Source organism: Paenibacillus sp. PastM-3 (assembly GCF_029893965.1).
Taxonomy (GTDB): Bacteria; Bacillota; Bacilli; order Paenibacillales; family Paenibacillaceae; genus Paenibacillus_AQ.
The window spans coordinates 63,604-85,154 of sequence record NZ_JARXXP010000008.1; the positions used below are offsets into that span (position 1 = coordinate 63,604).

Below are 21,551 nucleotides of genomic sequence, written 5' to 3' on the forward strand. Positions count from 1 at the left end.
TCGTTGTTATAAGAAAAGATGAGTCTTTAGTACCCTTTATTCAGATCGGAAAATGTCGATAAATAATAAAACTTATTATTCATTCAGGAGGGTACAAGATTGAGAAGAAATAGCTTTAACCGTTTTTTGCTGATGGCATTGTCGTTACTTCTGGTATTTGGGAACGGGGGCTTGGCACTGGCTGCCACGACAGTCACTGTCTCCAAAATCGTGCTGAACACAAGCGAGCTGTCCCTATCCATTGAAGATACCTATGTGCTCACGGCTACGGCGGTATACTCCGACACAACCTCAGGCGATGTTACTGTGAATGCAGACTGGTCGAGCGATAAGCCGGCCGTTGCTTCGGTCTATAACGGGATTGTAACCGCCAAGGCGGAAGGAACGGCGACAATTGTTGCTGTCTATACATACTCTGACGGGACGAAGTATTCGCAGGCGGCTACCGTTACCGTAACCAAAAAGGTTAAAGCGCTGACCCAGAATGTACAGTCGTTCGATCTGCGCAAAGGCGAAACGGACAGCATTATTTTGACAGCAACCTACTCGGATAATACTACCGATGCTACTGTGGCCGACAGTGCGGTGTGGAGTACTAGCGTTGCCGCAGTTGCTACTGTTGTTAATGGTAAAGTGAAGGGAATCGCTTCCGGCACAGCCACCATTACAGGCGTATACGGCAAAAAAACAATCACCGTTACCGTAAACGTCGAGGTGGCCAAGCGGATAACGGTTGACCAGCCGGAGCTTACCCTGCTTTTGAACGACAGTGCTACGGTTGTACTGACCGCGACTTTTGCGGATGGGACGACTGAGAATGTAAGCTCGCTCGCCACCTGGACAACCAGCGACGAATCGGTTGCAGATGCGCTGAAAGGTGTCATTACCGGTTACAAGCAGGGATCGGCGGTGATTACAGCCCAATACGGCACCAAAACGGTTACCATTCAGGTAACGGTTGATCAGACCAGCAAGCTTATAGTGGATGATCAGAGCGTCTTCCTCAAGCCGGAAGCAGCACAGCAGCTTAAACTGACCGCTGTTTACCCTGACGAGACGACCAAAGATGTGACCAGCACGGCAATCTGGAGCTCCAGTGACTCCGGGGTTGCTTATGTATATAAAGGCAAGGTGTACGGCTACACAGCCGGAACGGCAACCATCACCGGTACGTATGGCGATAAATCGGTGCAGGTGGATGTGGATGTTGCAGTAGCGCGTTATCTGGATTTGAGCGAGGAGCAGCTTAGTCTGAAGACCAGTGCCAGCCATACGCTTACGCTTACGGCAACTTACGCTGATGGAAGTACGGAGGATGTAACGGCTAAGGCGGTCTGGAGCTCCAGCAATGAGCTGTTAGCTTATGTCAAAAATGGCGCTATAACCACTTACAAATTAGCAGGAACAGCTACCATCAGCGCAACTTACGGCACTCTGGAAACTACACTTGAGGTAGAGGTCGGTTCGGTAAGCAAGCTGGTGGCAAGCAGTGAAAATGTATTCCTGCAGGTAAGCGGGACGAAGCAGCTCAGCCTGACTGCTGTTGCCGGGGACGGTTCCTCATCCGACGTGACAGCAAATGCTACCTGGACCTCCAGTGACAAAAGCGTTGCCATCGTCAGCAAAGGCCTAATTACCGGATATACGGTAGGCTCTGCTACCATAACAGGTACTTATAATGGAACAACAACCACCATTACGGTGGATGTCGGTACAGCCAGACATCTCGCGCTCAGCGAGACAGCGGTGAATCTGGCGGTGAATGCGACCAAGCAGATCGTGCTAACGGCGACTTTTGCCGATGGAACAACTGCCGATGTGACGGACAAGGCGACCTGGAGCTCCAGCGATGAAGCTGTTGCCTATGCCGACAAGGGGACGATTACGACTTACGCGGAAGGCAATGTGACAATCACTGCAAGCTACGGCTCGAAAACAGTGACATTAACCGCCGCTGTAGGCAAAAAAAATAAACTTAACGTGGACGATGACAGTGTGTTTTTGCGGCTCAATAAGACGCAGCAGCTGGTGCTGACCGCGATTGATGCGAATGGTGCTTCGAGTGTGGTAACGGACAGCGCAGTCTGGACTACCGCTGATGATAATATCGCGACCGTGACTAAGGGATTGATTACCGGCTATAAATCCGGTACGACTACGGTAACAGCGGTATACGGCGGCAAAACCGTTACGGTTACCGTTAATGTGGAGACTGCCTCACGGCTGAATCTGACCATCAGTAAGCTGAACCTTGGCATTGACCAGAGCAAAGATGTGACGGTGATGGCCAGCTATGAAGACGGCACTACGCAGGATGTAACGGAAGATGCGGTCTGGAGCACGGATAATGAAGACGTTGCTGATGTGAATAACGGTACGGTTACCGCGTATTCCACTGGAAGTGCAGTAATTACGGCATCCTATGGCGGTAAGAAGGCTACGATCAAGGTAACCGCAGGAACCCCAAGCAAGCTGACACTGCAAGCCAAAACGGTGGAGCTTGAGGAGGATGAAACCTATCAGGTCGTTGCTACGGGGAAATACAGCGACGGCAGTGATCTGGTTTTGACAGATGATGTGGAATGGAGCACAAGTGACGAGCAGGTGGCTGAGGTGGAAGGCGGGCTGATCACAGCTGTCGATACCGGAACGGCAGTCATTACGGCCAAAATAGGCGATGTATCAGTAGCAATCACTGTAAATGTTGGCTTGGTTGACGAGCTGGCTCCAAATGTAACCCTGGTTACATTATCCCCTGCTGACAAAGAGCAGATTACTTTGACAGCGACCGGTTCGGATGGCACAGAGATAGACGTTACGGAGGATGCCGACTGGACATCTGCCAAGACAACCATTGCCACGGTCAAAAAAGGCCTTGTTACCGGCGTAGCCAAAGGCAAGACGACAGTAACAGCTTCCTATGGCGGGCAAAAAGTAACGGTCAATATCGAGGTCGATCAGATCTCATCGATTAAAGCATCGGTCAGCAATCTGGCGCTGAAATCCGGAGAGTCGGCCAAGGTGACTGCAACCATTACCTTCAGCGACGGTAAAACGAAGGATGTTACCGCTAAAGCGGAATGGCAGAGCGGGAGCTATAAAATTGTGGCGGTCACCGGCGGAACCGTGAAAGCAGTAGCCTACGGCAAGTCCTATGTCACTGCCAAATACGGCGGCAAAGCAGTCAAGGTGCCGGTAACCGTAGATGTACTGAAATACCTGGAGGTCAGCCAGATGAACCTCAGCCTGAGCGTGGGTCAGTCGGTGCAGCTGGTTGCTACAGCTACTTTTGAAGACGGCAGCGAAGCGGATGTTTCAAAGACTGCAGTCTGGGCCTCGACCAAAGAGCTGACTGCCACAGGCAAAAACGGGCTCGTAAAGGCCAACAGTAAAGGCACAGCCTATATTTCGGTAAAATACGGCGGCAAAACGGTCAAAGTTAAGGTTGTCGTAAAATAACGGAACTCACCCTAATTACTCGTACATTATAATAGCAGCAGGTTGCAGATGGCCCGCATTCTCCGGTTTGGAGGGTGCGGTATTTTTTTGAGAGAAATAGTTATTAACACATTGATAATATCAAATGAGTGTGATAAAGTATTGTTAATAACAAAATGTTAATAACATTAATTCGGGAGGTAATGACCATGTTCGGATTCAAATTCGTGAAATTTCAGCCTAGCGAGTACGTGCTCAAGGTGAAGAACGGTAAAGTGGTGCGTGAGGGAGTGGGGCTTTCTTTTTACTATTATGTGCCTACGACTTCCGTCATTGTGGTCCCTGTTTCCTCGATTGATGTCCCGTTCATGTTCGAAGAGATCACAGCTGATTATCAGACGGTAACGGTGCAGGGGCAGCTGACCTACCGGATTGTCGACTACAGCAAAACAACACAGATCCTTAACTACACCTATAATCTGAAAAAAAACACCTACCTGTCCGATGATCCCGGCAAGCTGGCCCAGCGTGTGATTAATATTGCCAAGGTTTTGACTAAAAAACAGCTGGAGCAGCTTCCGCTGCGCCAGGCGATTCAGTCGAGCGAACGGCTGGCCAAGACGATCACCCAGGAGATCGAGCGGAACGCGGAGATTGAGAAGCTGGGCATTGAGCTGATGGGACTGTCCATTCTGGCCATTGTGCCGAACAAAGAAACGCTCCGCGCGCTGGAGGCACAGGCCCGGGAGGAGATTCTCCGCAGTGCAGACAACGCGCTTTATGAACGCCGCAATGCGTCGATCGAACAGGAGCGCCGAGTGAAGGAGAACGAGCTGAACACAGAGATCGCAGTGGAGACGAAAAAGAAGCAGATCCGCCAGACCCAGCTGGATTCCGAGCGCTTCGTGAAGCAGAAGCAGAATGAGATGAAGGAGGAGCAGCTCAGCTTCGATACGGCGCTGGAAGAGAAGAAGCAGGAGCTCATTGGTTTGACAGTCGCGAACCAGAAGGCAGAGGCAGATGCCAAAGCCTACGAGCTGTCGGCGGTGATGAATTCGCTGCAGGGCGTATCGCCGAATGTGCTGCAGGCACTCACCAATGTCGGCATGAAGCCGGATAAGCTGATTGCCATCGCCTTCCAGGAGCTGGCGGAGAATGCCGGCAAGATCGGGCAGCTGAACATTACACCGGATCTGCTGCAGGGAATTATGGCCGGATCGTCAGGCGGTGCAGGTGCGGCTAGAGGCGCGGGTGGACGATAAGCGGCAGGGCAGAAGAGGGGGTAGAGCAGGAAGGCAGTTTCTGTGAGCGGGTAAAGTCGGAGAAGCGGATGGGCGATGGGTGATAGCATGTGCGGTGATGCTGGTGGACAATAAGTGACGGCCGGAGTGGTGATGCTGGCGGATGATGAATGACGGGCAGGTGCGGTGGTGTTACCAGCTAATGAGTGCCGGTTCAGATGTGCAGAGAGGGGTTGGACGATGATGAGCAGCGGGGGACGGATGTCGGAGAACAAAATCGTGCTGGTCAAACGCAAGACGCGGCTTGAGGAGCTGGTCGTCCGCTATAACACGGTCCAGCAGGCCCAGTTCTATATTGAGCGGCTGGGCGCAGACTTCAGTGATTATATAAGCGAGGATCTTACGTACCGCAAGGCGGTGGAGACGGCGGTTATCGAGCTGAGTGCACTGGGCCGCGTGCAGGTGCTGGAACGGCAGCATGTGCCGAATTTTATTTTTGGCGATGAGGACACGGTAGTCGTTCTGGGACAGGACGGTCTTGTGGCCAATACGCTGAAATATTTGCAGGAGCAGCCGCTGATCGGCGTGAACCCCGATCCGCAGCGCTGGGACGGCGTGCTGCTGCCGTTCACCGTCAAGGATCTGCGGCTGCTGCTGCCGGAGGTCTTCCGCAGCCGCCGGCAGGTGCGTGAAGTAACACTGGCCAAGGCCGAGCTGAATGACGGCCAGAGCCTGTACGGCGTGAACGACCTGTTCATCGGCCGCAGGACGCATGTATCGGCACGCTATCTGCTGCAGCACGGCGGCACCGCCGAGCAGCAATCCTCCAGCGGCATCATCGTGTCCACCGGCCTGGGCTCTACCGGCTGGCTGCGCAGCGTACTCGCCGGGGCGGCGGGCATTACCCGCAGCGCCGCCGGGCTGGGGCTGGCCGGCCGGGAAGCTGCGGGCCGTGTTACTGCAGCGGCTGGTATATCTGGCGGCGCAGCCGGACGGGGTCTGGCAGCAGGAGCGAAAGCCGGTGAGGTTACCGCAGCGGCGGGAAGGTCCCAGGATACCGGCAGGCAGGGTGAAGCCGCTGGAACAGGAGCCGGCATGGCGAGCCGGCTGGCCTGGGATGACCCTAACCTGTATTTTACGGTTAGGGAGCCCTTTCCGAGCCGGACCACTTCCGCCGGCTTGGTATTCGGCCGGGTCGGCAGGGATGAGCCGCTGCGGATCACCTCACAGATGCCGGAGGATGGCGTTATCTTCAGCGATGGCGTGGAGAGCGACTTCCTGGAGTTCAACTCCGGCGTGGAAGCGGTAATTAGCATGGCGGAGAAACGGGGGCGGCTGGTGGTCTGAGCGCACAGCGGGACCTGCTTAAGGTGTCGCGTAGATACATGGTCAGATTGCTTAATACACAATGCTTAATGCACAATGCACCTAGCATATTGTGCTCAATTCACATTGCAAAGGCTGTTTCCGACGCAAAATCTGCGGGAGGCAGTCTTTTTTGAGTATAAATAGTCCGCTTCTTAATGATGGCAGGGAATTTTGCTTGAATGCGCGGTATCAGAGGCACAAATGCCCTTGATTCCGGCTCCCATGGCCAAATCCGCGGAATGAGAGGCACAAATGCCCTTGATTCCGGCCCATTAGACAATATTCGGTCTACAGAACATATTGGCGGACCGTAAGTAGTCCAGTGGCAGCGGCAAAGCTGCTCCGGCGTATGGTCTGCATACAAAGAAAGAAGGCTCCGGGACGCAATGCCCGGAAGCCTTCTTTTCATAATGCTGCTTACTGGAAGCTGCGGCCCTGGTTCATTGATGAACCGTAGCTCTGGTTCTGGCTGCCCATGGAGCCGATTGCTCCAAGGGTGCCGATCCGGCTGATCGACCCTGATGGGCTCATTGTGCTGCCTGAGCCGATGTTGTGCGACGGAATAGAATGCATTGAGGCATCAGCCGGAGTATGCTGCATGTGCATAGGCTGCTGATTCATAGATGAGCTGTAGGACGGAGTATATCCTTGAGCTCCTGTATGGTAGCTGGCAGCTCCGGTATTAAAATGCGGGAGCCCGGTATTGTAGCTCGGGTTTGTATTATATCCCGGGTTTGTGTTATAGCCCGGATTTGTATTATAGCTGAGAGCCTGCGAGCTCTGCTCCAGTTGTCTCAAGGTTTGAGTAACCTGCTGCAGCTGCTGGACAGCGGTACTGTGACCCTGCAGCGCCTGCTGGATCACCTGGCTTGCTTTGTGCTCGCGCTGAGCCAGTTCCTCCAGTTTGGCCGCGTTTTGCTGCTCCTGCTGGAGAAGCTGCTGGTAGTTCTGGCTGGCCTGCTGAGTCTGGGCGACAAGCTGCTGAATAATGGATTCACACTGGTTGATCTGGCTGGAAAGATTTGAATTCAAAGTCGTTGCCTCCTTGGCAGTTTCGGTTTGGTAATGCAGGCTTATTATCTCTGGAGGGTGCGCTGAATATTCAAGAACATGATTGTGCGGACAAGCCGGATTAAATAGGTACGGGCTGCTCTGCAACTTATCGGGGGTAATATCGTCTATGTATAAAAGAGTTTTCCAGAATAACCCATAACGTGGAGGTGGGGCAACATGAAAGGGCAAGAAACCGCCCGATTTAACAGAAGCAGAAGGCTGCCGGGTATCAAGCTGACGCTGGTTTTTTTACTGTTGTTTACGGCTTGTTTTCCCGGATTGGCATCAGCAGCAGCGGCAGGTTCGGCAGCGTCCTCAGAGCTGATCGTCGTCAACAAAAAAACGAACACTCTGGGCTTTTTTAGCGGCGGAAAGCTGGAAAAGGTATTTCCAGTCGCAACAGGTAAAACGAAGAATCTGACCCCGGAGGGAACGTTCCGGATTGTGCTAAAAGCCAAGAACAGGCCTTATTATAAAGAGAATATCCCCGGCGGCGATCCGGCTAATCCGCTCGGCGACCGCTGGCTGGGGCTCGAAGTGAACGGTACGTATGGTACCACCTATGCCATTCACGGGAATAACAATGAATCTTCGATCGGCAAATATGTCAGCGCAGGCTGCATCCGGATGCATAACGACGATATCCACTGGTTATATCCGAAGGTGGCCAAGAACACAACGGTCATCATTACAACCTCCAGCCTCGATCTCAAAAGCATTGCCGCAAAACATGGATATTCCGTCGGCCCCACTAAACTGGCAGGCGCTTTTATCGTGGATGGAGAGACGGTTAAGGTAAAGGAATCCTTCGTACTGGAGAATTCGCGGGTCTACATTCCTCTGCGGGAGTCGGTCGCACTTCTTGGGGGGAGTCTGAAGCAGGAGCCGGGTACCGGCTCGCTGATTATTACAATAGGCAGTTATACAGCAGTCCATAAGCCGCTAAGCAGCACGGCTAAGGTGAACGGCAAGGAGGTAGACATCCTGGCCTCCCAAAATGTAAACGGCCGTCTCTATATTCCGCTAAGCAGCCTGACCCCGCTGTTCGGTTTAACCTTCGCGTGGAACGCCAAGGAGGGGACAGTGAAGCTGTAAGAGCAGTGCTCACAAGCCTTAGCTGGACTTAGAATGTCTGATATTTAGTTGTTTAATAAAAACGCCGCGTCTTTCGGAATCTTATTACCCTTCTACGGGCAATTGAGCGAATTCGGAAAGGAAGCGGCGTTTTTCAATTCGCTTTATAATTCCGCTGGATCAGACGGAGCTTCGTGTTCAAGCGCTTGCCGGAGCAGCAGGCCGCTGGGCTGCAGACGGCGGATGACCTCGGCTGTAACCGGCAGTCCCGCTTGCTCCAGCGCATACAGCACTGCTCCCGCCGAGGGAGGTAGCTGCGGCGTTACAACCCTATATTGTTTATTGGACGGCTTCATCAGCTCTTCCCGCAGCCTTACCTGAAAATAGCTGCTGCCTGCTACACTTCCGATAAAAGCAACCGGTACATTGTCCTGCTTGAAGGAAGCGCCCAGCAGTTCAATGCCGGTTTTCATCTGCCGGATCGCGCTGCTGCAGACCCGGATCGAGGCAGCGCTCCCGAGCGCTGCCTCTTCGGTGACTGCCGGCGCGAACCGGCCGAAGCAGCGGTCCCGGGCTTTGCGGTCAGCATCAAAGCCGCCGGAAGCCAGGTTATAGAGCTCGGTGACGGTGGTCACCTTCCAATGCTCCAGCATTCTTGCAATAAGCCGCTCATCGCTGGCGTCCCTACGGCCGGCCAGCACCTCAAAAACCGCCTCATAGCCAAGCAGCCGGGCAGCACTGGCTGCATAATGATGAAAATCATAATTGCGCAGATACCGTCCTTCCTCATTGATTGCGATCAGAATCGAGCCGGTGCCAGCGATGGCAACAATGCCGGGCCGGGCAAGATGTGCCCCGTAGTGGGCAATGACCGCATCATTCACATGCCATCTGGGACAGGCTAAGCCCGGGACCGCTGTCAGCGGAGTAATCCATTCCAGATCCTCCGGCGAATCATAGCCGGCAATGCCGGCGGCAAGTCCGGCAACCCGGCCGGCCTCAATCTTGCCACGGTTCATTACGTCCTCTATAGCGGATTGTACATTCATTTGAACAGAAGAGTCCCTGTAAATTGAAGCGCTTCCTTTAATGCTGTGGGCAAGTATGTTTCCTTGAATATCTGCGGCAATGACCCGGGTATGTGTCCCTCCGCCATCTATTCCGATTACAACATCCTTCTGCTGCACTGCGGACATCCTCTCATTCATTTTAGAACAGCATACTATATTTAGCTGCAAAATAAATGTGCCAAGCTGTGCAAATTATGCCTGTATCACTCCTGTGATGCCCTTGGTGGAGAAGAGCCCCGCAGAAATGGTATAATTTTCACCAGTATATGCGTTATGAAACTGGGAGGCCTGAAACAATGAGCGAGCAGCTTGTGGAACAGCTGGAATTATGGCACGAAGAAGACGAATTTGAGGAAATTGTGGATGCGGTGCTGGAAATACCCGGGGAAGACCGGGATTATACGCTGGTCAGCCATTTAGGCAGAGCGCTGCTTAACCTTGAGCGTTACGAAGAGGCGCTGGAGCAGTTGATGTCCGTTGAGGAGGAAGGCGAAGATGATCCGCTCTGGCATTACCGTGTCGGGTTTTCTTATTATTATCTGAAGCAGTATGACAAAGCTGTAAGCGCATTTGAAACGGCCGACCGGCTCGATCCTGAAGACGAGGATACACTGGAGTTTCTGGCACTCAGCCGGCGCAAAGCTGCTAAGAAAGCAGCCAAAGCAGCCGCAGCAGAAGCATCCGCCAAAAAAACGACCGGCTTGCGTCCCCTGCCGAAGTTCGATGGCGCTAATTTCTGGGCGGACAGCACAGAAGAGCAGGAGGACTATGTGTCTGAGCCGCTTACGGACGGGCTGCTTGAATCGGTGGAAGAACAGCTGGTCTTCAAGCTGCCGGCCTTCTACATTGCCATGATGAAACAGCAGAACGGCGGTATTCCCCGTAATACCCAATATCCGCTGGGCAACCAGGCTGCTGAAGCAGGCAAGGATCACATTGAGATCTCCGGCATCCGTGGCATCGGCCGGACCAAGAAATACTCCCTTTGCGGTGAGCAGGGCAGCCTGGCTGTCATGGATAAATGGAACTATCCTGAATTCGGCGTGGTCATCTGCGATGCGCCGTCGGCCGATCAAGGGGTTGTCATGCTCGACTATCGGCCTGCCGGCAATGACGGGGAGCCGGAAGTGGTCTATGTTGATCTGGCGAATAACCGTAAGGTTACTTTTTTGGCCAAGAATGTGGAGACCTTTATCCGCGGCTTAGTGAGTGCAGAGCTTGCTTAGCCTCCAGAGGTATGGGAGCATAGTATGCTGCCGGAGTATTATAGTTTAGAGACGGTTCCCGGGGTCCATCCGGGAGCCGTTTTTTTTATATTACTCAGAAGGATCAATGACTGCAATATAGAAATATATGTAAACCAATCTCAATGAACGGTCACCGAATTAATCAGTTTAAGAAAGGAGCCTGACATGCTAACATACCGCCGTCTTGAAGCTGAAGATTTAAACACCATTTGTACATTTCCCCGGGATGAAGAAGAACTTTACTGTGTCAGCCCAAAATTCAGCTATCCGCTGACACCGGAGCAGATTATGAAGGTACTGGAGGGGCGGTTTAACCCGACGGTAATTGTGGCTGAAGACCGGCGGCAGCCGCTGGCCTACGCGAATCTATACGATAAGGATGAGGAGCAGCATACCTGCTGGCTGGGGAATGTCGTTGTCAGACCCGGATACAGGGGATCGGGAGTGGCCTCCTTTTTGCTGGAATCGATGATGCAACAGGCCAGCAATGAGCATGACATTCAAACGTTAAAACTATACTGCCATAACATTAATACCAGAGCGCTCCTTTTTTACTGTAAACACGGCTTCACTCCCTGCGGGTCCAAGGTAATGACATATTTCAACCGGGGGAAGATTGTAGGGATTGAGATGTTTAAAAAGCTTGATTAAGGAGCGGTTGCTATGCCTATCAACTTTCACGACAGCAGCAATAAGCGGACCTATACTGCCAGGAATGCCGAAGCCGGATGGCTGGAACGGATCAGCCCATATATCGCTCCCGCTGGAAAGCGGATTCTGGATCTTGGCTGCGGCGGGGGAATTTATTCGAAGGTGCTGGCGCAGGCTGGAGCAGAGCATGTAACGGGGATGGACTTTTCTGCGGAGATGCTTGAAGGTGCGGCTGAATATTGCGCTGGAATGCCCAATCTTACTTTTATGCAAGGCAGTGCCTGGAACACGGGTCTACCCGGCCAATTCTGCGATCTGCTGCTGGAGCGGGCCCTGATTCATCATATTGCTGAACTGGCACCCTGCTTTAAGGAAGCGCATCGTGTACTTAAGCCGGGAGGGCGCTTTATTATCCAGGACCGTACGCCGGAGGATTGTCTGCTGGCGGGGAGTCCGGAGCATATCCGGGGCTATTTTTTTGAAAAGTTTCCGCGGCTGAGAGAGTTAGAGAGCAGGAGGAGGCATTCCGGTGAGGAAGTAGCTTTGCAACTGCGAGAGACAGGGTTTCAGCGGGTTGCAAGCTTCGGCTTTTGGGAGACCCGAAAGATTTTTGGAAGCTTCCCCGAGCTGCAGCAGGATTTGCTGAACCGGACGGGCCGTTCGATTCTGCATGAGCTCTCTGATCCTGAACTCCATGCTTTAGTTGAATACATACATGAACAGCTGGCTGAAGGCAGCGGCAGGATTCAGGAGAAGGACAGATGGACCGTCTGGATTGCTCAAAAAATGTAGACATTTTCCTATTATTGATATGATTTTTGTGATCAAACCGAGCATCTGCGGTGTTCTGTCAGGGAGCTGTGATTGTGTTGACATATCGAGATTTTTCGATCTATAATACCCTCATGAAACCAATTGATGTCTTCAAAGCTCTATCGAACGAAACCCGGCTAAACATATTGCAGTGGTTGAAGGAACCTGAGAAGCATTTTCCGAAACAAGGTGCTCACTTGCCGAAGGAGGTAAGTTATAAAGGCGGAGTATGTGTAGGGGATATCCAGGAAAAAGCGAATGCTTCCCAATCCACGGTTTCACACTACCTGAATATGATGCAGAAAGCGGGTCTACTCGAATCTGTCCGTCACGGTCAATGGACGTATTACCGGCGCAACGAAGAAGTCATTCGCCAGATTGCTGATTATTTTGAAACAGAGATATAAGGGCGTGAACCATTTCTGTTTCTTCAGCCTAATATATCGATATTTCTAGATATATAATTATAAAGATATAAAGGGGAGAAACACCACAATGTTACGTTATTTTGCGTATGTATTGGCTTTATTAGCAGGAGCGGCACTCAGTTTTGAAGGAGCCATATACGGTGAGTTAGGAAAGCACATCGGTGAGCTGGAGACCAGTTTTTATAATTTCTTTATGGGCTCCATCATTATGGCGTTACTCTGGATTTTCTTCGGTAAAGGTAAAATTTCATATGTAGTTCAAGCGCCCAAATGGACGATGCTCGGAGGGGTTTTAGGGGTTGTCTATTTAACTTCAATTGTAATCAGTGTTCCGTTTGCAGGTGTTGGCCTTACGATGGCAGCTATCATAATCGGGCAAATGGTCATGAGTATGGTTATTGAACATTTTGGCTGGCTGGGCAGCATGAAGACCAAAATCAATAAAGAAAAAATATTTGCCCTGATCTCAATGGTGATTTCACTCATTCTAATTAACTAGGAGGCCCTAACTTGATCATTCTCATCATTTTATTTACTTTATTAGGCGGAATCACATTAAGCGCCCAATCTTCCATCAATGGTACGTTGAGCCGGAATGCCGGAACCCTTGAAACCACACTGTTAACCTTTGTAACCGGAACGCTGTTCCTTGCAGTCGTTATTGTCTTTTTTGGACAAGGGAATCTGTCGGCGATATTTGAAGCACCTAAGTGGCAGCTAAGCGCTGCATTTTTGGGCACAATGTATTTATTGTTGACTGTAATGGCTGTGCCGCGGATAGGGGTTATCGCAACAAACATTGCCGGGATTATCGGCCAGCTTGTCACTGGCATTTTTATTGACAACTTCGGGTGGTTTAATAGTTTAGTCCTGCCCCTAGATTGGAGGCGTTTAGCAGCGATGCTCTTTATGCTGATTGCCCTTTATTTTGTTTATAAAGGTAATAAACGCTCAGGTGATGAAGCTCAGATGAAAACAGTGTAGTATAGCGGGTTTTAACATTGAATCTGCTACTGCTCCGGCTTACCCGGCAAAAACAATTATAATCGTTCTTAACCTTATCTTTGCCGCGCAGATTGTTTATATTATAAGTATTACTGATTTCGGACAATACGGAGGACACCGGCTGATGAATAACTAACACGTTTCCTATACAATGACCCATTTACTTGTGATGTGCATAAGCATGCCACGGGACACCTGCTACTCAGGGTGGACGGTCAGGGATACGTGTGTCTGCCGGGACTCATGCGATACAGAAATTTGGCTGGCAAAAGATTGACGATGCGCCTTGAGCTATTTACAGGGGGATGTCTGTCCTGCCGCTTCATTCCTGTACGCTGCTCCCTTCATACGTTTCCTGTACCGCAGCCTGCTGGCTGCGGTTTTTTGCTGCTGTTTCTGTAACGGATGCGGCAGCCAGCCTTGGAGCTAATAAGGAAGCGGAGGAATTTATATGACTGCAATGACTATATTGAAAGCGAAGAATTTAAAAAAAGAATGGGATGGCATCCCCTTATTTGAAGGGGTATCGTTTGAAATCGCTGAAGGCGAGCGGATCCTGCTGTTCGGCCGCAACGGCACCGGCAAAACAACACTGCTGCAGGGCCTGCTGGGCAGGCTTGCTTTTGAAGAGGGCAGTGTCTTCAACGGACTGGAGCGCGGGGAATGGGGAGTGCTGGATCAGCAGCTGGAGGCGGATTCCAGCGCTAGTGTGCTTGAGTTTGTGCTGGCGGCATCGGAGCAGCTGGCGGGCCTTAAGCACCGAATGGAGCAGCTGGCCATAAGGCTGGAGGAGACAGGAGGAACGGATAAGGCTGCTGTAGACGAATACGGAGAAGCTTGCGACAGCTACATGCTGCTGGACGGATACAGCTGGGAAGCCAAGGCGGAAAAATGTCTCCGGCAGCTGAAGCTGGAGCCGGCCCTGTGGAGCCAGCCTTACCACCAGCTGAGCGGAGGACAGAAGACCCGGGTTCAGCTGGCTGCGCTGCTCGCCCGGCAGCCCAAGCTGCTGGTGCTGGATGAGCCGACCAACCATCTCGATGAGGAGACAATGGCCTGGCTGGAGGAGTGGGTGCGGACCTATCCCGGCACGGTGCTGTATGTGTCCCATGACCGCGTTTTTATCGACCGGACTGCAACAAGTGTGCTGGAGCTGAGCCCGGCAGGCTGCCGCCGGTATCCCGGAGCTTATACGCAGTACCGGGAACAGAAGGAGCTGGAGCTCAAAACGCTGGAGAGCCAGCACAAAAAGCAGGAGCTGGAAAAAGAAAAGCTGCTGGAGAGCATCCGCCGCTATGCCCTCTGGTTCCAGCAGGCCCATACTGCCGCCGGGCAGAATGATTTCCTGCGGTCCAAATCGAAGAAGAACGTCTCGCGTCTTCATGCCAAGGAAGCCAGCCTGCAGCGGCTGGAGAAGAACCGGGTAGAGCTGCCGAAGGCAGCGCCCAAGCTGAATATGAAGCTGGAAGGTGAGGGTTTTCAGGGGGACGCGCTGGTGACGCTGGACGACATTAGCCTTGCTTATGATGGCGGTCCGCAGCTGCTGGAGCATTTTAATCTTACTTTGCGCCGGGGAGACCGGCTGTCCGTACTCGGTCCGAACGGTGCGGGCAAATCCTCGCTGCTGAAGCTGATTGCGGGTGCCGCACAGCCTACAGGCGGCAGGCTGCGGCTGCATCCCCGTACGAAGATTGCCTATTTCGCCCAGGAGCTGGAGCATTTGAATCCGGAGCTGACCATCCTGGACAGCCTGCTGGAGCTGCCGGGCATGACACAGACGGAGGCGCGGACGATTCTCGGCTGCTTTCTGTTCCCGCGGGAGGATGTTTTTAAACGAATCGGCGATCTCAGCCTGGGCGAGAAATGCCGGGTCGCTTTTCTCCGGCTGTATTTCGGCAAGGCCAATCTGCTGGTACTCGATGAACCGACCAACTATCTGGATATCGACACCCGGGAGCGGGTGGAAGAGGCGCTTGCCGCCTATCCCGGCGGACTGGTCATCGTCTCGCATGACCGTTATCTGCATAGCAGAGTCGCTAACCGCCTGCTGAAGCTGGGACGGGGGGAGAGACCGCAGTTCTTTTCCGGCACTTTTGAGGAATATTATGCTAAGGAACGCAGCCGGGTGCTGACCCCGGAGGAGCAGGCGCGTGAGGGTGAAATGCAGTTGCTGCAGCTCCGGCTGGCCGGACTGATGAGCAGAGAGGCTGCAGGAACAGAGGCGGAGGACCGTGAGCTGCTGGAGGAGATTTTGGCGGTACAGCAGGCGATCCAGAGCAAGATAAAGGAAATCTGACAGCTGCGGAGAAGTAAATATTAGGTAAATACATGAAGGGATTGGGGGAAGCACTCTCACATGTGGAATAAAGGAACAAAGCTGGCGGCTGCACTGCTGCTTTTGTCCAGTCTGGCGGTACCGTCAGCGTACACTTCAGCGGCGGCCAAAAACGTAAAAGTAAAGGTCACACTGGTCAGTATGGAACTGACCGAAAACAATCATGTCGGCAATGAATGGTACACGGCAGGCTATGTTAACGACAAGGAAATAAGCGAAGGCTCACAGGTTGTCCTGGATTTGAAGGCAACCGGGAGCATTGGGCTGAAGGGCTATGTGGAGGAACAGGATAAAATACCGGATAAAGGTGAGACTGTCAGCTCAATCAAAGTATCCGAAGTAACCAAGCCGATAACCAAAGCGGTGAAGGTGACCGTGACGGAAAACCGCGGACGCTACTCCGGCAATACAGCAACCTGGACATTCACGTTTAAGGTGCAGAAGCAGTAAATATAAGCTAATCAGTCTGCAGGAGGAATAATGAACACACAACGTCTTGCAGCAGTTATGGTAGTTGTGCAATGTCACTGGATCAGATATGGGTCATGCTGAGCGATGTAAACGAGCAGGATGGATACATTGCCGGTCCGGCGGATACGCTGGAGGAGGCGAAGCAGGTGGAGAAGGAGATTATCGGCACTGAGTAGCGGTTAAGCGTGACTGGCAATACCAATGGTGAAGGGTGAGCCAGCAGACTGCAAGGAGGTTCTTCATGGAGCACAGTATAACGGAACGTTTGGCGGAGAGTGACTACGCAGGCTTTTGGAAAAGAGTGCTGATCAACATTGTGGATTTTCTGATTCTGGCGCTACCCGTCTATTTTATTAACGGCTGGGCGGTTTCGGCGGCTGAGCGGTACCACTCGGGAATTCCACTGTGGATACAGTGGGTCCTGATTTCACTGTTTAACATCGTGCTGGTTGCCAAATACGGCGGAACTCCGGGCAGGCTGATTCTGCGGACGAGAATTGTAAATGAACAGGGAAAGTACCCTAGCTTGAAGCAGGCGGTCATCCGGTACAGTTTCCTTCTGGTCAACACCCTGCTGGCCGTCATTGTTGCTGCCGGGGACGGTACTCTGTCCAAGCTGCCTGAAGCTTATGCCAATTGGGCACCGCTCGCCAGCGACCTGACAGGATTTCTGGCTCTGATCATCATCATTGACTGTCTGTTTATTGTATTTAGCATGCGTAACCGGGCGCTCCACGATATGATGGCCGGAACCTATGTGGTGAATCAGAGTGCGCTGCTGGATGAGGGGTATGGTGCTTGAAAAGATTACGTATGAAGCGGGCAAGTGTACGCTAGAGTGAGAATGAAGGGCAAAAATGCCCTTGAAATATCTAAAAAAGACGGTCAACAGACAGCATACTGCCGATGTTGATCGTCTTTTTTATGTTGCCATGCTATGCTGCCGTTCTTCCCGGCTGCGTACGTTTAGCCAACCCCCAGTACAGCCTTGATAAATCTTTTCAGCGCCGTCGGCGTGGCTTCGCCGGCCCACTGCTCAAGGGCTTCATCTTGCCGGCTCATATAGGCATCCAGCTTTTCGGCCAGCAGCTTGTCAAAGGCAGCAGGCGCTCCGGCACGTTCTGCCTGAAGCTCCATAATCAGCAGCGGCCAGCTGTAGCCGCCCTGACCGAAGCTGTGCTGGGGATAACGTTTGGCCAGCTCCAGCACGGACTCCAGCGGCTGGCCCGCAGCCAACTCGGCAGCGAGATAACTGCCGATAAAGCGGTGACCCGGGTCTGCCTCCATCGCCAGAGCCAGCTGCTGCCGGGCTTCGTCCAGCCGGCCCTGGTACATCAGGGCAACGCCGTTCTGGAAACGGTCATAGCTGTCCGACTCGTGACCGCTCAGCTCCAGGTACAGCGCGTGGTACTTGTTAAAGCTGCTCCAGTCGGAGCGGTCCAGATAATAATCCGCCAGATTGAAGGCAAAATTGGCATCCGGACGCAGCTCTACCAGCTTGACTAATAAGGTCATCGCTTCATCCATGGTTCCGGCATCCCGGGAATAGGAATGCTTGGCGAACAGCAGATGAATTAGCATTTTGAGCGCATGGTCATCCTGCGGATTCCCGGCATAATCCTTATGGTAGGCTTCCAGCGCTTCCTCCAGCTTCCCGTCTGCAACGAGCTTATCCGCAGCGGTCATCGTCCGCGATTTCAAATAGAAGAACGGCAGATTGCCTACCGTCTCCTCATTGAGCCGGTAGCCATTGCTGCGGGTAATAACATGACCTTGCGCATCGTAAGCATCAATGCTCCAGGAGAACCGACTGTCCGGATTGGCAAAGCCGAGCAGGGAGGCGGGGGAAACCGACTGCCAGCCTTCCCCGCCTTCTACGGTAGAGAAGCCGCTCGTAGAGAAGCCTCCGCTGTTGTATAGCTCAGTGACCGGTATTTCAACCTGGTTATACGTAATACGCTGGCGGGTGACATTGCTGAAGAAGCTGCCTTTGTCATCGACTGTTGTTGAGAGATTGTAATAGGCAGCTCCGGGAACGGCCTCCCATTTGAACTGTACTGCATCACCGGTCAGCACCTGTGAGTTAACAGGTGATTGCAGCTCCAGCAGCGGCTGGAGCGTGATGTCATGTGTGACCGCACTCCCCGGCTTCAGCTCGATCCAGTCGTCCGACTGCACAGGCCAGGTCCAGCCGTCGATCTGCTCAAAACTGAAGCCGAGCTGGATCTGATAGAACCCGGGAATCACGCCGGAGAACTGGAAACGCCCTTCGGCATCCGTAACGATCTGATACGGCTCAATGTCAGACTGCACACTATGATACAGCTCGCTTTCCGCGCGGAGGAATATACCTGCCCGGGCTACCGGGGTTCCGTCACTTTTTGTAAGTATGCCGGATAAGGTTGCAGGGGCATTAAAGCCCATCTTCACAGCTTCCCGCAGCGCTGTCTGAAGCGCGACAAGCTGCTCCTCTGTGGAGGAGGATGTGCTATACACCTGTTTAGCCGCATTGTTGCCAGTATCTTTGCTTCCGCCATCTGAGCCACCGCCGTCTACGCCACCACTGTCCACGCCGCCGGAGCCGGCAGAAGAGGAGGCGTTCTGCGGAGAACTACTGCCAGCGGGGGTAAGCTCGGCATCCCGTTCAGCCCAGATCTTACGGTACTCCTCTAGGGCGCTGTTCACCAGTGTAAGCGCCTCGCGGCCTTTGCCTTGTGTGAACAGCAGCCGCCCCTGCAGCCAGGCTGCTCTGGCGTCCAGCTCTGATTCGTTATACTGGACAGAGAACTCTGCCTGCTCCAGCAGCTGCCCGGCCTGAATGAACCGCCCGGCATTCAGCGCGCGCTCCGCCCGAAGCAGGGTCAGCTCGCGGGCAGTTGAAGATTTGCTGCTGACTCTTTGTGTAGCAGCAGCAATAGCCTGGTCTGCCTGATCGCCGGCGTTTCCTGCCGCATCATACTCGTAGACCAGTTGTTTAACCGCATTCCGCAGCGAATAATCGGCTGGCCCTTCCTGAATATACTCCTTCAGCAGCTTTATCCTGTCTGCAGGAAGAAGCAGAGAGGTTTCCTCCTCTTCCCCGATCTGGTTGACCTGACTCATGGACCCGCCTGCATATACGTTGAACCAGTAAGCCGGGTAAACATTGGCAGGCTCGATGACCGTCTCACGGATAAGCTGCATCCGCGCACTGCCGCTGCTGGCGGCAAGCTTCTGCAGCAGCACGGTCCGGGCGTCTGCGGAAGCCTGCTGTACCGGACTTAAATCAGTCCCGGTCGTAGGCCGGGTAAACATTAAGACCGCCAGCAGCGTGAGGGGGAGTAGCAGAAAAAGCACCAGATGCTTAACCTTGATTCTAATTTTCATACTGCTTCACCGCCTGCTCGTAGAGATCTTTCCAATAGGTGTTACCCCCGGTTTCGATTAATTCCCGCCGTTCCTGCGACTGGATCGATTGCTGCTGCTTTGTTGTGATTTGCGGGGCATAGAACAGCAGAACTCCTGTCGTGAGTACTGCTGCCACAGCACCGAGCGTCCCCAGCGGGATTTCCAGCTCCTTATTCCACAGAGCGGCAAGACGTGCCCGGAAGGTGGGCGGATGGGTCTGTTTCAGCACCCGGCCATGGCCGGAGAAGGTGACATGAGCAAGCTCTTCTTCCAGCCGTTGCCTGATTGTTTCGCGTCCGTTATCCATTATCAATGTCCTCCTTCTCCAAAATCAGCCTGAGCAGCTGCCGCCCGCGGGCAAGCCGCGATTTTACCGTGTTCTCCCTGGTCTTCAGCTGGGAGGCAATTTCCCGTACACTCATTTCATGAAAATAATATAGGGTTAGGCTTTCACGGTAGATATAGTCCAGGCTCCCGATAGCATCCGTCAGCTTTACATTGTGCCACTCCGCCATAAAAAGCTCTTCCGCACCTGCAGCCGCTTCGCCTGCAGCCTCTGCCCACTGCCCGCTCTCTGCCGCCGGAAAAATACTCCGCCAGCTCCAGGTCCGCTGCTTCATCCGGCACCGGTTGACCGCAATCGCAATCAGCCAGGAACGGAGCCGGGAGGACTCCTTAAGCTGGCTGATTTTGGCGTAAGCCTGGATGAATGTATCCTGTACGGCTTCCTCGGCAGACTGCCGGTCCCTAAGCAGCAGACAAGCCGTCCTGAGCAGCATATCCCCGTACTCATCCATTAGCTGGCGGAGAGCTGACTCATCCCTGGCCTTGATTCTCTCTATAATATCCAGACGAAGCTCCCCTCCCTTTACTAATAAGATGCGGGCTGCAGCAATATGGTTGCATAGATGAACGGAAAAATATATACTCAACTGCTAAATAGTTCAACGCCGATAGGGTTGTCTAAAATAAGATGAAGCTTTCCAGGCAGGCATTGCAGGGCGATGGGCCAGATCAGGTACTGGCGTATAAGTCCTGCTGGCGGATAAGCTGTGAGGTTCTGCGAACCGCAGACTGCAACCTTTAATACGGCCCGTGCGTCAGAACTATTACCTATGGCATTAAGACAGCTCAACTAACCAAGGAGATGACAGCATGACAACAACGTTTAAAACCATAACAGGAATCATGATACTGGCCAGCGCACTCGGGCTTACGGCCTGTAGTTCTTCCGGGAACACCGGAAACAGCGCGGAGGCCACAAACGCCCCTGTAGCTGAGGCGTCCGCTTCTGCCCAGCCGGCTGCGACTGCCAGCCCTTCGCCGGCGGCAGCTGAGCAATCCGCTCCGCCGGAAGCCACGGCAGCGCCGGATACAGCAGCCGGAAACGGAGCTGCTGCAGAGGACAGTGCGGCCCGGCTGAAGGAGCTGCTGGAACTGGCCAAGCAGGGTAAGGTTCCCGGTGTGGAATATGCTGCGCACAGCGGGATGATCGATGAAGTCGAGGCGGCATGGGGCGAGCCGGACACCAAGGAGTCCGCCGGCAAAGGGATGTATTCCACCTACGGAGCCAAACATGTTGTCTTTGGCTGGAACAAGGGCAGCAAGATTTTTGATGTACGGTCCAGTGCCGCTGACCTGCAGCAGCTGACGCTGAAGGAGATTGAGCAAACACTCGGCAAACCGGACGATACGGCAGTGAACGGCAGTGACAAGATTTATATTTATCAGGCCGGTAAGGAGTACCAGCTGAAATTTATTATTCCGGAAGCAACAGGCACCGTGGATCATATCTCGGTCTTTTCCGAGCAGGACACCTTTAACAATATGGCGGGCTAAAAGCAAGGAAAGAGTGAATCTGCAGGCTGAATGCGGATTTGCTCTTTTTTTTGACCCGTTAGACGGGATTCTGCTTATTGTATGACGTTAGGGCTGGAGCGGGCGGAAGTCCGGCTGATATAATACATCCA

At 53.0% G+C, this 21,551-nt stretch carries 20 protein-coding genes; 15 read left to right on the top strand and 5 right to left on the bottom strand.

Annotated elements, in window-relative coordinates; all coding sequences use genetic code 11:
• Nucleotides 1–99: 99 nt before the first annotated feature.
• From M2108_RS14050 to M2108_RS14060, 3 genes are all read left to right on the top strand, one after another.
• Complete coding sequence (locus M2108_RS14050; protein WP_277470110.1) at nt 100–3,459, top strand: Ig-like domain-containing protein; 3,360 nt, start codon at nt 100–102, stop codon at nt 3,457–3,459.
• Nucleotides 3,460–3,647: 188 nt separating this feature from the next.
• Nucleotides 3,648–4,700 (top strand): SPFH domain-containing protein, encoded by a 1,053-nt coding sequence (locus tag M2108_RS14055; protein WP_277470109.1) that lies wholly within the window; start codon nt 3,648–3,650, stop codon nt 4,698–4,700.
• Nucleotides 4,701–4,919: 219 nt separating this feature from the next.
• Nucleotides 4,920–6,026, top strand: coding sequence for a diacylglycerol kinase catalytic domain-containing protein (locus tag M2108_RS14060; RefSeq protein ID WP_481857210.1), 1,107 nt, complete (start codon nt 4,920–4,922; stop codon nt 6,024–6,026).
• Nucleotides 6,027–6,464: 438 nt separating this feature from the next.
• On the opposite strand, the gene M2108_RS31430 is transcribed toward M2108_RS14060, so the two are convergent.
• Entirely contained in the window at nt 6,465–7,079 is a 615-nt protein-coding gene (locus M2108_RS31430) for a hypothetical protein (protein ID WP_346780563.1), read from the bottom strand.
• Between the two features lie 198 nt (nt 7,080–7,277).
• On the opposite strand from M2108_RS31430, the gene M2108_RS14070 reads away from it, so the two are divergent.
• Entirely contained in the window at nt 7,278–8,195 is a 918-nt protein-coding gene (locus M2108_RS14070) for a L,D-transpeptidase family protein (RefSeq protein ID WP_277470107.1), read from the top strand.
• A gap of 143 nt (nt 8,196–8,338) precedes the next feature.
• Here M2108_RS14070 and M2108_RS14075 read toward each other — a convergent pair whose 3' ends face one another.
• A complete protein-coding gene (locus M2108_RS14075) occupies nt 8,339–9,361 on the bottom strand; it encodes a BadF/BadG/BcrA/BcrD ATPase family protein (protein ID WP_277547275.1) in 1,023 nt (340 codons plus the stop codon).
• A gap of 179 nt (nt 9,362–9,540) precedes the next feature.
• On the opposite strand from M2108_RS14075, the gene M2108_RS14080 reads away from it, so the two are divergent.
• The 10 genes from M2108_RS14080 to M2108_RS14125 all read left to right on the top strand — a co-directional run bounded on the left by M2108_RS14080 (nt 9,541) and on the right by M2108_RS14125 (nt 16,996).
• Nucleotides 9,541–10,470, top strand: coding sequence for an SMI1/KNR4 family protein (locus M2108_RS14080; RefSeq protein WP_277470105.1), 930 nt, complete (start codon nt 9,541–9,543; stop codon nt 10,468–10,470).
• Between the two features lie 186 nt (nt 10,471–10,656).
• Nucleotides 10,657–11,142: a GNAT family N-acetyltransferase gene (locus tag M2108_RS14085; RefSeq protein WP_277470104.1), complete on the top strand. Its 486-nt coding sequence runs from the start codon at nt 10,657–10,659 to the stop codon at nt 11,140–11,142.
• Nucleotides 11,143–11,154: 12 nt separating this feature from the next.
• Nucleotides 11,155–11,934 carry a class I SAM-dependent methyltransferase gene (locus tag M2108_RS14090; RefSeq protein ID WP_277470103.1) on the top strand — a complete coding sequence of 260 codons (780 nt, stop codon included), beginning with the start codon at nt 11,155–11,157 and terminating at the stop codon, nt 11,932–11,934.
• 113 nt (nt 11,935–12,047) lie between these two features.
• A complete protein-coding gene (locus tag M2108_RS14095) occupies nt 12,048–12,362 on the top strand; it encodes an ArsR/SmtB family transcription factor (protein WP_277470102.1) in 315 nt (104 codons plus the stop codon).
• Nucleotides 12,363–12,450: 88 nt separating this feature from the next.
• The gene (locus tag M2108_RS14100) at nt 12,451–12,882 is read left to right on the top strand and encodes a DMT family transporter (protein ID WP_277470100.1); all 432 of its coding nucleotides are present in this window, start codon (nt 12,451–12,453) and stop codon (nt 12,880–12,882) included.
• 11 nt (nt 12,883–12,893) lie between these two features.
• The gene (locus M2108_RS14105; RefSeq protein ID WP_277470099.1) at nt 12,894–13,367 is read left to right on the top strand and encodes a DMT family transporter; all 474 of its coding nucleotides are present in this window, start codon (nt 12,894–12,896) and stop codon (nt 13,365–13,367) included.
• Nucleotides 13,368–13,839: 472 nt separating this feature from the next.
• Entirely contained in the window at nt 13,840–15,684 is a 1,845-nt protein-coding gene (abc-f, locus tag M2108_RS14110; RefSeq protein ID WP_277470098.1) for a ribosomal protection-like ABC-F family protein, read from the top strand.
• Between the two features lie 60 nt (nt 15,685–15,744).
• Entirely contained in the window at nt 15,745–16,173 is a 429-nt protein-coding gene (locus M2108_RS14115; RefSeq protein ID WP_277470097.1) for a hypothetical protein, read from the top strand.
• A gap of 71 nt (nt 16,174–16,244) precedes the next feature.
• Nucleotides 16,245–16,370 carry a hypothetical protein gene (locus tag M2108_RS14120; protein WP_277470096.1) on the top strand — a complete coding sequence of 42 codons (126 nt, stop codon included), beginning with the start codon at nt 16,245–16,247 and terminating at the stop codon, nt 16,368–16,370.
• Nucleotides 16,371–16,435: 65 nt separating this feature from the next.
• The gene (locus tag M2108_RS14125) at nt 16,436–16,996 is read left to right on the top strand and encodes an RDD family protein (protein ID WP_277470095.1); all 561 of its coding nucleotides are present in this window, start codon (nt 16,436–16,438) and stop codon (nt 16,994–16,996) included.
• A 164-nt stretch (nt 16,997–17,160) separates the two neighbouring features.
• On the opposite strand, the gene M2108_RS14130 is transcribed toward M2108_RS14125, so the two are convergent.
• From M2108_RS14130 to M2108_RS14140, 3 genes are read right to left on the bottom strand one after another with little or no spacing between them, the layout of a single operon-like run.
• The gene (locus M2108_RS14130; protein ID WP_277470094.1) at nt 17,161–19,560 is read right to left on the bottom strand and encodes a hypothetical protein; all 2,400 of its coding nucleotides are present in this window, start codon (nt 19,558–19,560) and stop codon (nt 17,161–17,163) included.
• Nucleotides 19,550–19,888, bottom strand: a complete 339-nt coding sequence (locus M2108_RS14135; protein WP_277470093.1) for a hypothetical protein — start codon at nt 19,886–19,888, stop codon at nt 19,550–19,552. The genes M2108_RS14130 and M2108_RS14135 overlap by 11 nt, the downstream gene beginning before the upstream one ends.
• Entirely contained in the window at nt 19,881–20,513 is a 633-nt protein-coding gene (locus M2108_RS14140; protein WP_277470092.1) for an RNA polymerase sigma factor, read from the bottom strand. The genes M2108_RS14135 and M2108_RS14140 overlap by 8 nt, the downstream gene beginning before the upstream one ends.
• 223 nt (nt 20,514–20,736) lie before the next feature.
• Between M2108_RS14140 and M2108_RS14145 the strand changes: the two genes are divergently transcribed.
• A complete protein-coding gene (locus M2108_RS14145; RefSeq protein ID WP_277470091.1) occupies nt 20,737–21,420 on the top strand; it encodes a YjgB family protein in 684 nt (227 codons plus the stop codon).
• Nucleotides 21,421–21,551: the final 131 nt, after the last annotated feature.

Bases quoted from the DNA above. Each gene is read 5' to 3' on its own strand.
- M2108_RS14055 (WP_277470109.1), top strand. From the start codon at position 3,648: ATGTTCGGATTCAAATTCGTGAAATTTCAGCCTAGCGAGTACGTGCTC.
- M2108_RS14060 (WP_481857210.1), top strand. From the start codon at position 4,920: ATGATGAGCAGCGGGGGACGGATGTCGGAGAACAAAATCGTGCTGGTC.
- M2108_RS14070 (WP_277470107.1), top strand. From the start codon at position 7,278: ATGAAAGGGCAAGAAACCGCCCGATTTAACAGAAGCAGAAGGCTGCCG.
- M2108_RS14080 (WP_277470105.1), top strand. From the start codon at position 9,541: ATGAGCGAGCAGCTTGTGGAACAGCTGGAATTATGGCACGAAGAAGAC.
- M2108_RS14085 (WP_277470104.1), top strand. From the start codon at position 10,657: ATGCTAACATACCGCCGTCTTGAAGCTGAAGATTTAAACACCATTTGT.
- M2108_RS14090 (WP_277470103.1), top strand. From the start codon at position 11,155: ATGCCTATCAACTTTCACGACAGCAGCAATAAGCGGACCTATACTGCC.
- M2108_RS14095 (WP_277470102.1), top strand. From the start codon at position 12,048: ATGAAACCAATTGATGTCTTCAAAGCTCTATCGAACGAAACCCGGCTA.
- M2108_RS14100 (WP_277470100.1), top strand. From the start codon at position 12,451: ATGTTACGTTATTTTGCGTATGTATTGGCTTTATTAGCAGGAGCGGCA.
- abc-f (WP_277470098.1), top strand. From the start codon at position 13,840: ATGACTGCAATGACTATATTGAAAGCGAAGAATTTAAAAAAAGAATGG.
- M2108_RS14115 (WP_277470097.1), top strand. From the start codon at position 15,745: ATGTGGAATAAAGGAACAAAGCTGGCGGCTGCACTGCTGCTTTTGTCC.
- M2108_RS14120 (WP_277470096.1), top strand. From the start codon at position 16,245: ATGTCACTGGATCAGATATGGGTCATGCTGAGCGATGTAAACGAGCAG.
- M2108_RS14125 (WP_277470095.1), top strand. From the start codon at position 16,436: ATGGAGCACAGTATAACGGAACGTTTGGCGGAGAGTGACTACGCAGGC.
- M2108_RS14130 (WP_277470094.1), bottom strand. From the start codon at position 19,560: ATGAAAATTAGAATCAAGGTTAAGCATCTGGTGCTTTTTCTGCTACTC.
- M2108_RS14135 (WP_277470093.1), bottom strand. From the start codon at position 19,888: ATGGATAACGGACGCGAAACAATCAGGCAACGGCTGGAAGAAGAGCTT.
- M2108_RS14145 (WP_277470091.1), top strand. From the start codon at position 20,737: ATGACAACAACGTTTAAAACCATAACAGGAATCATGATACTGGCCAGC.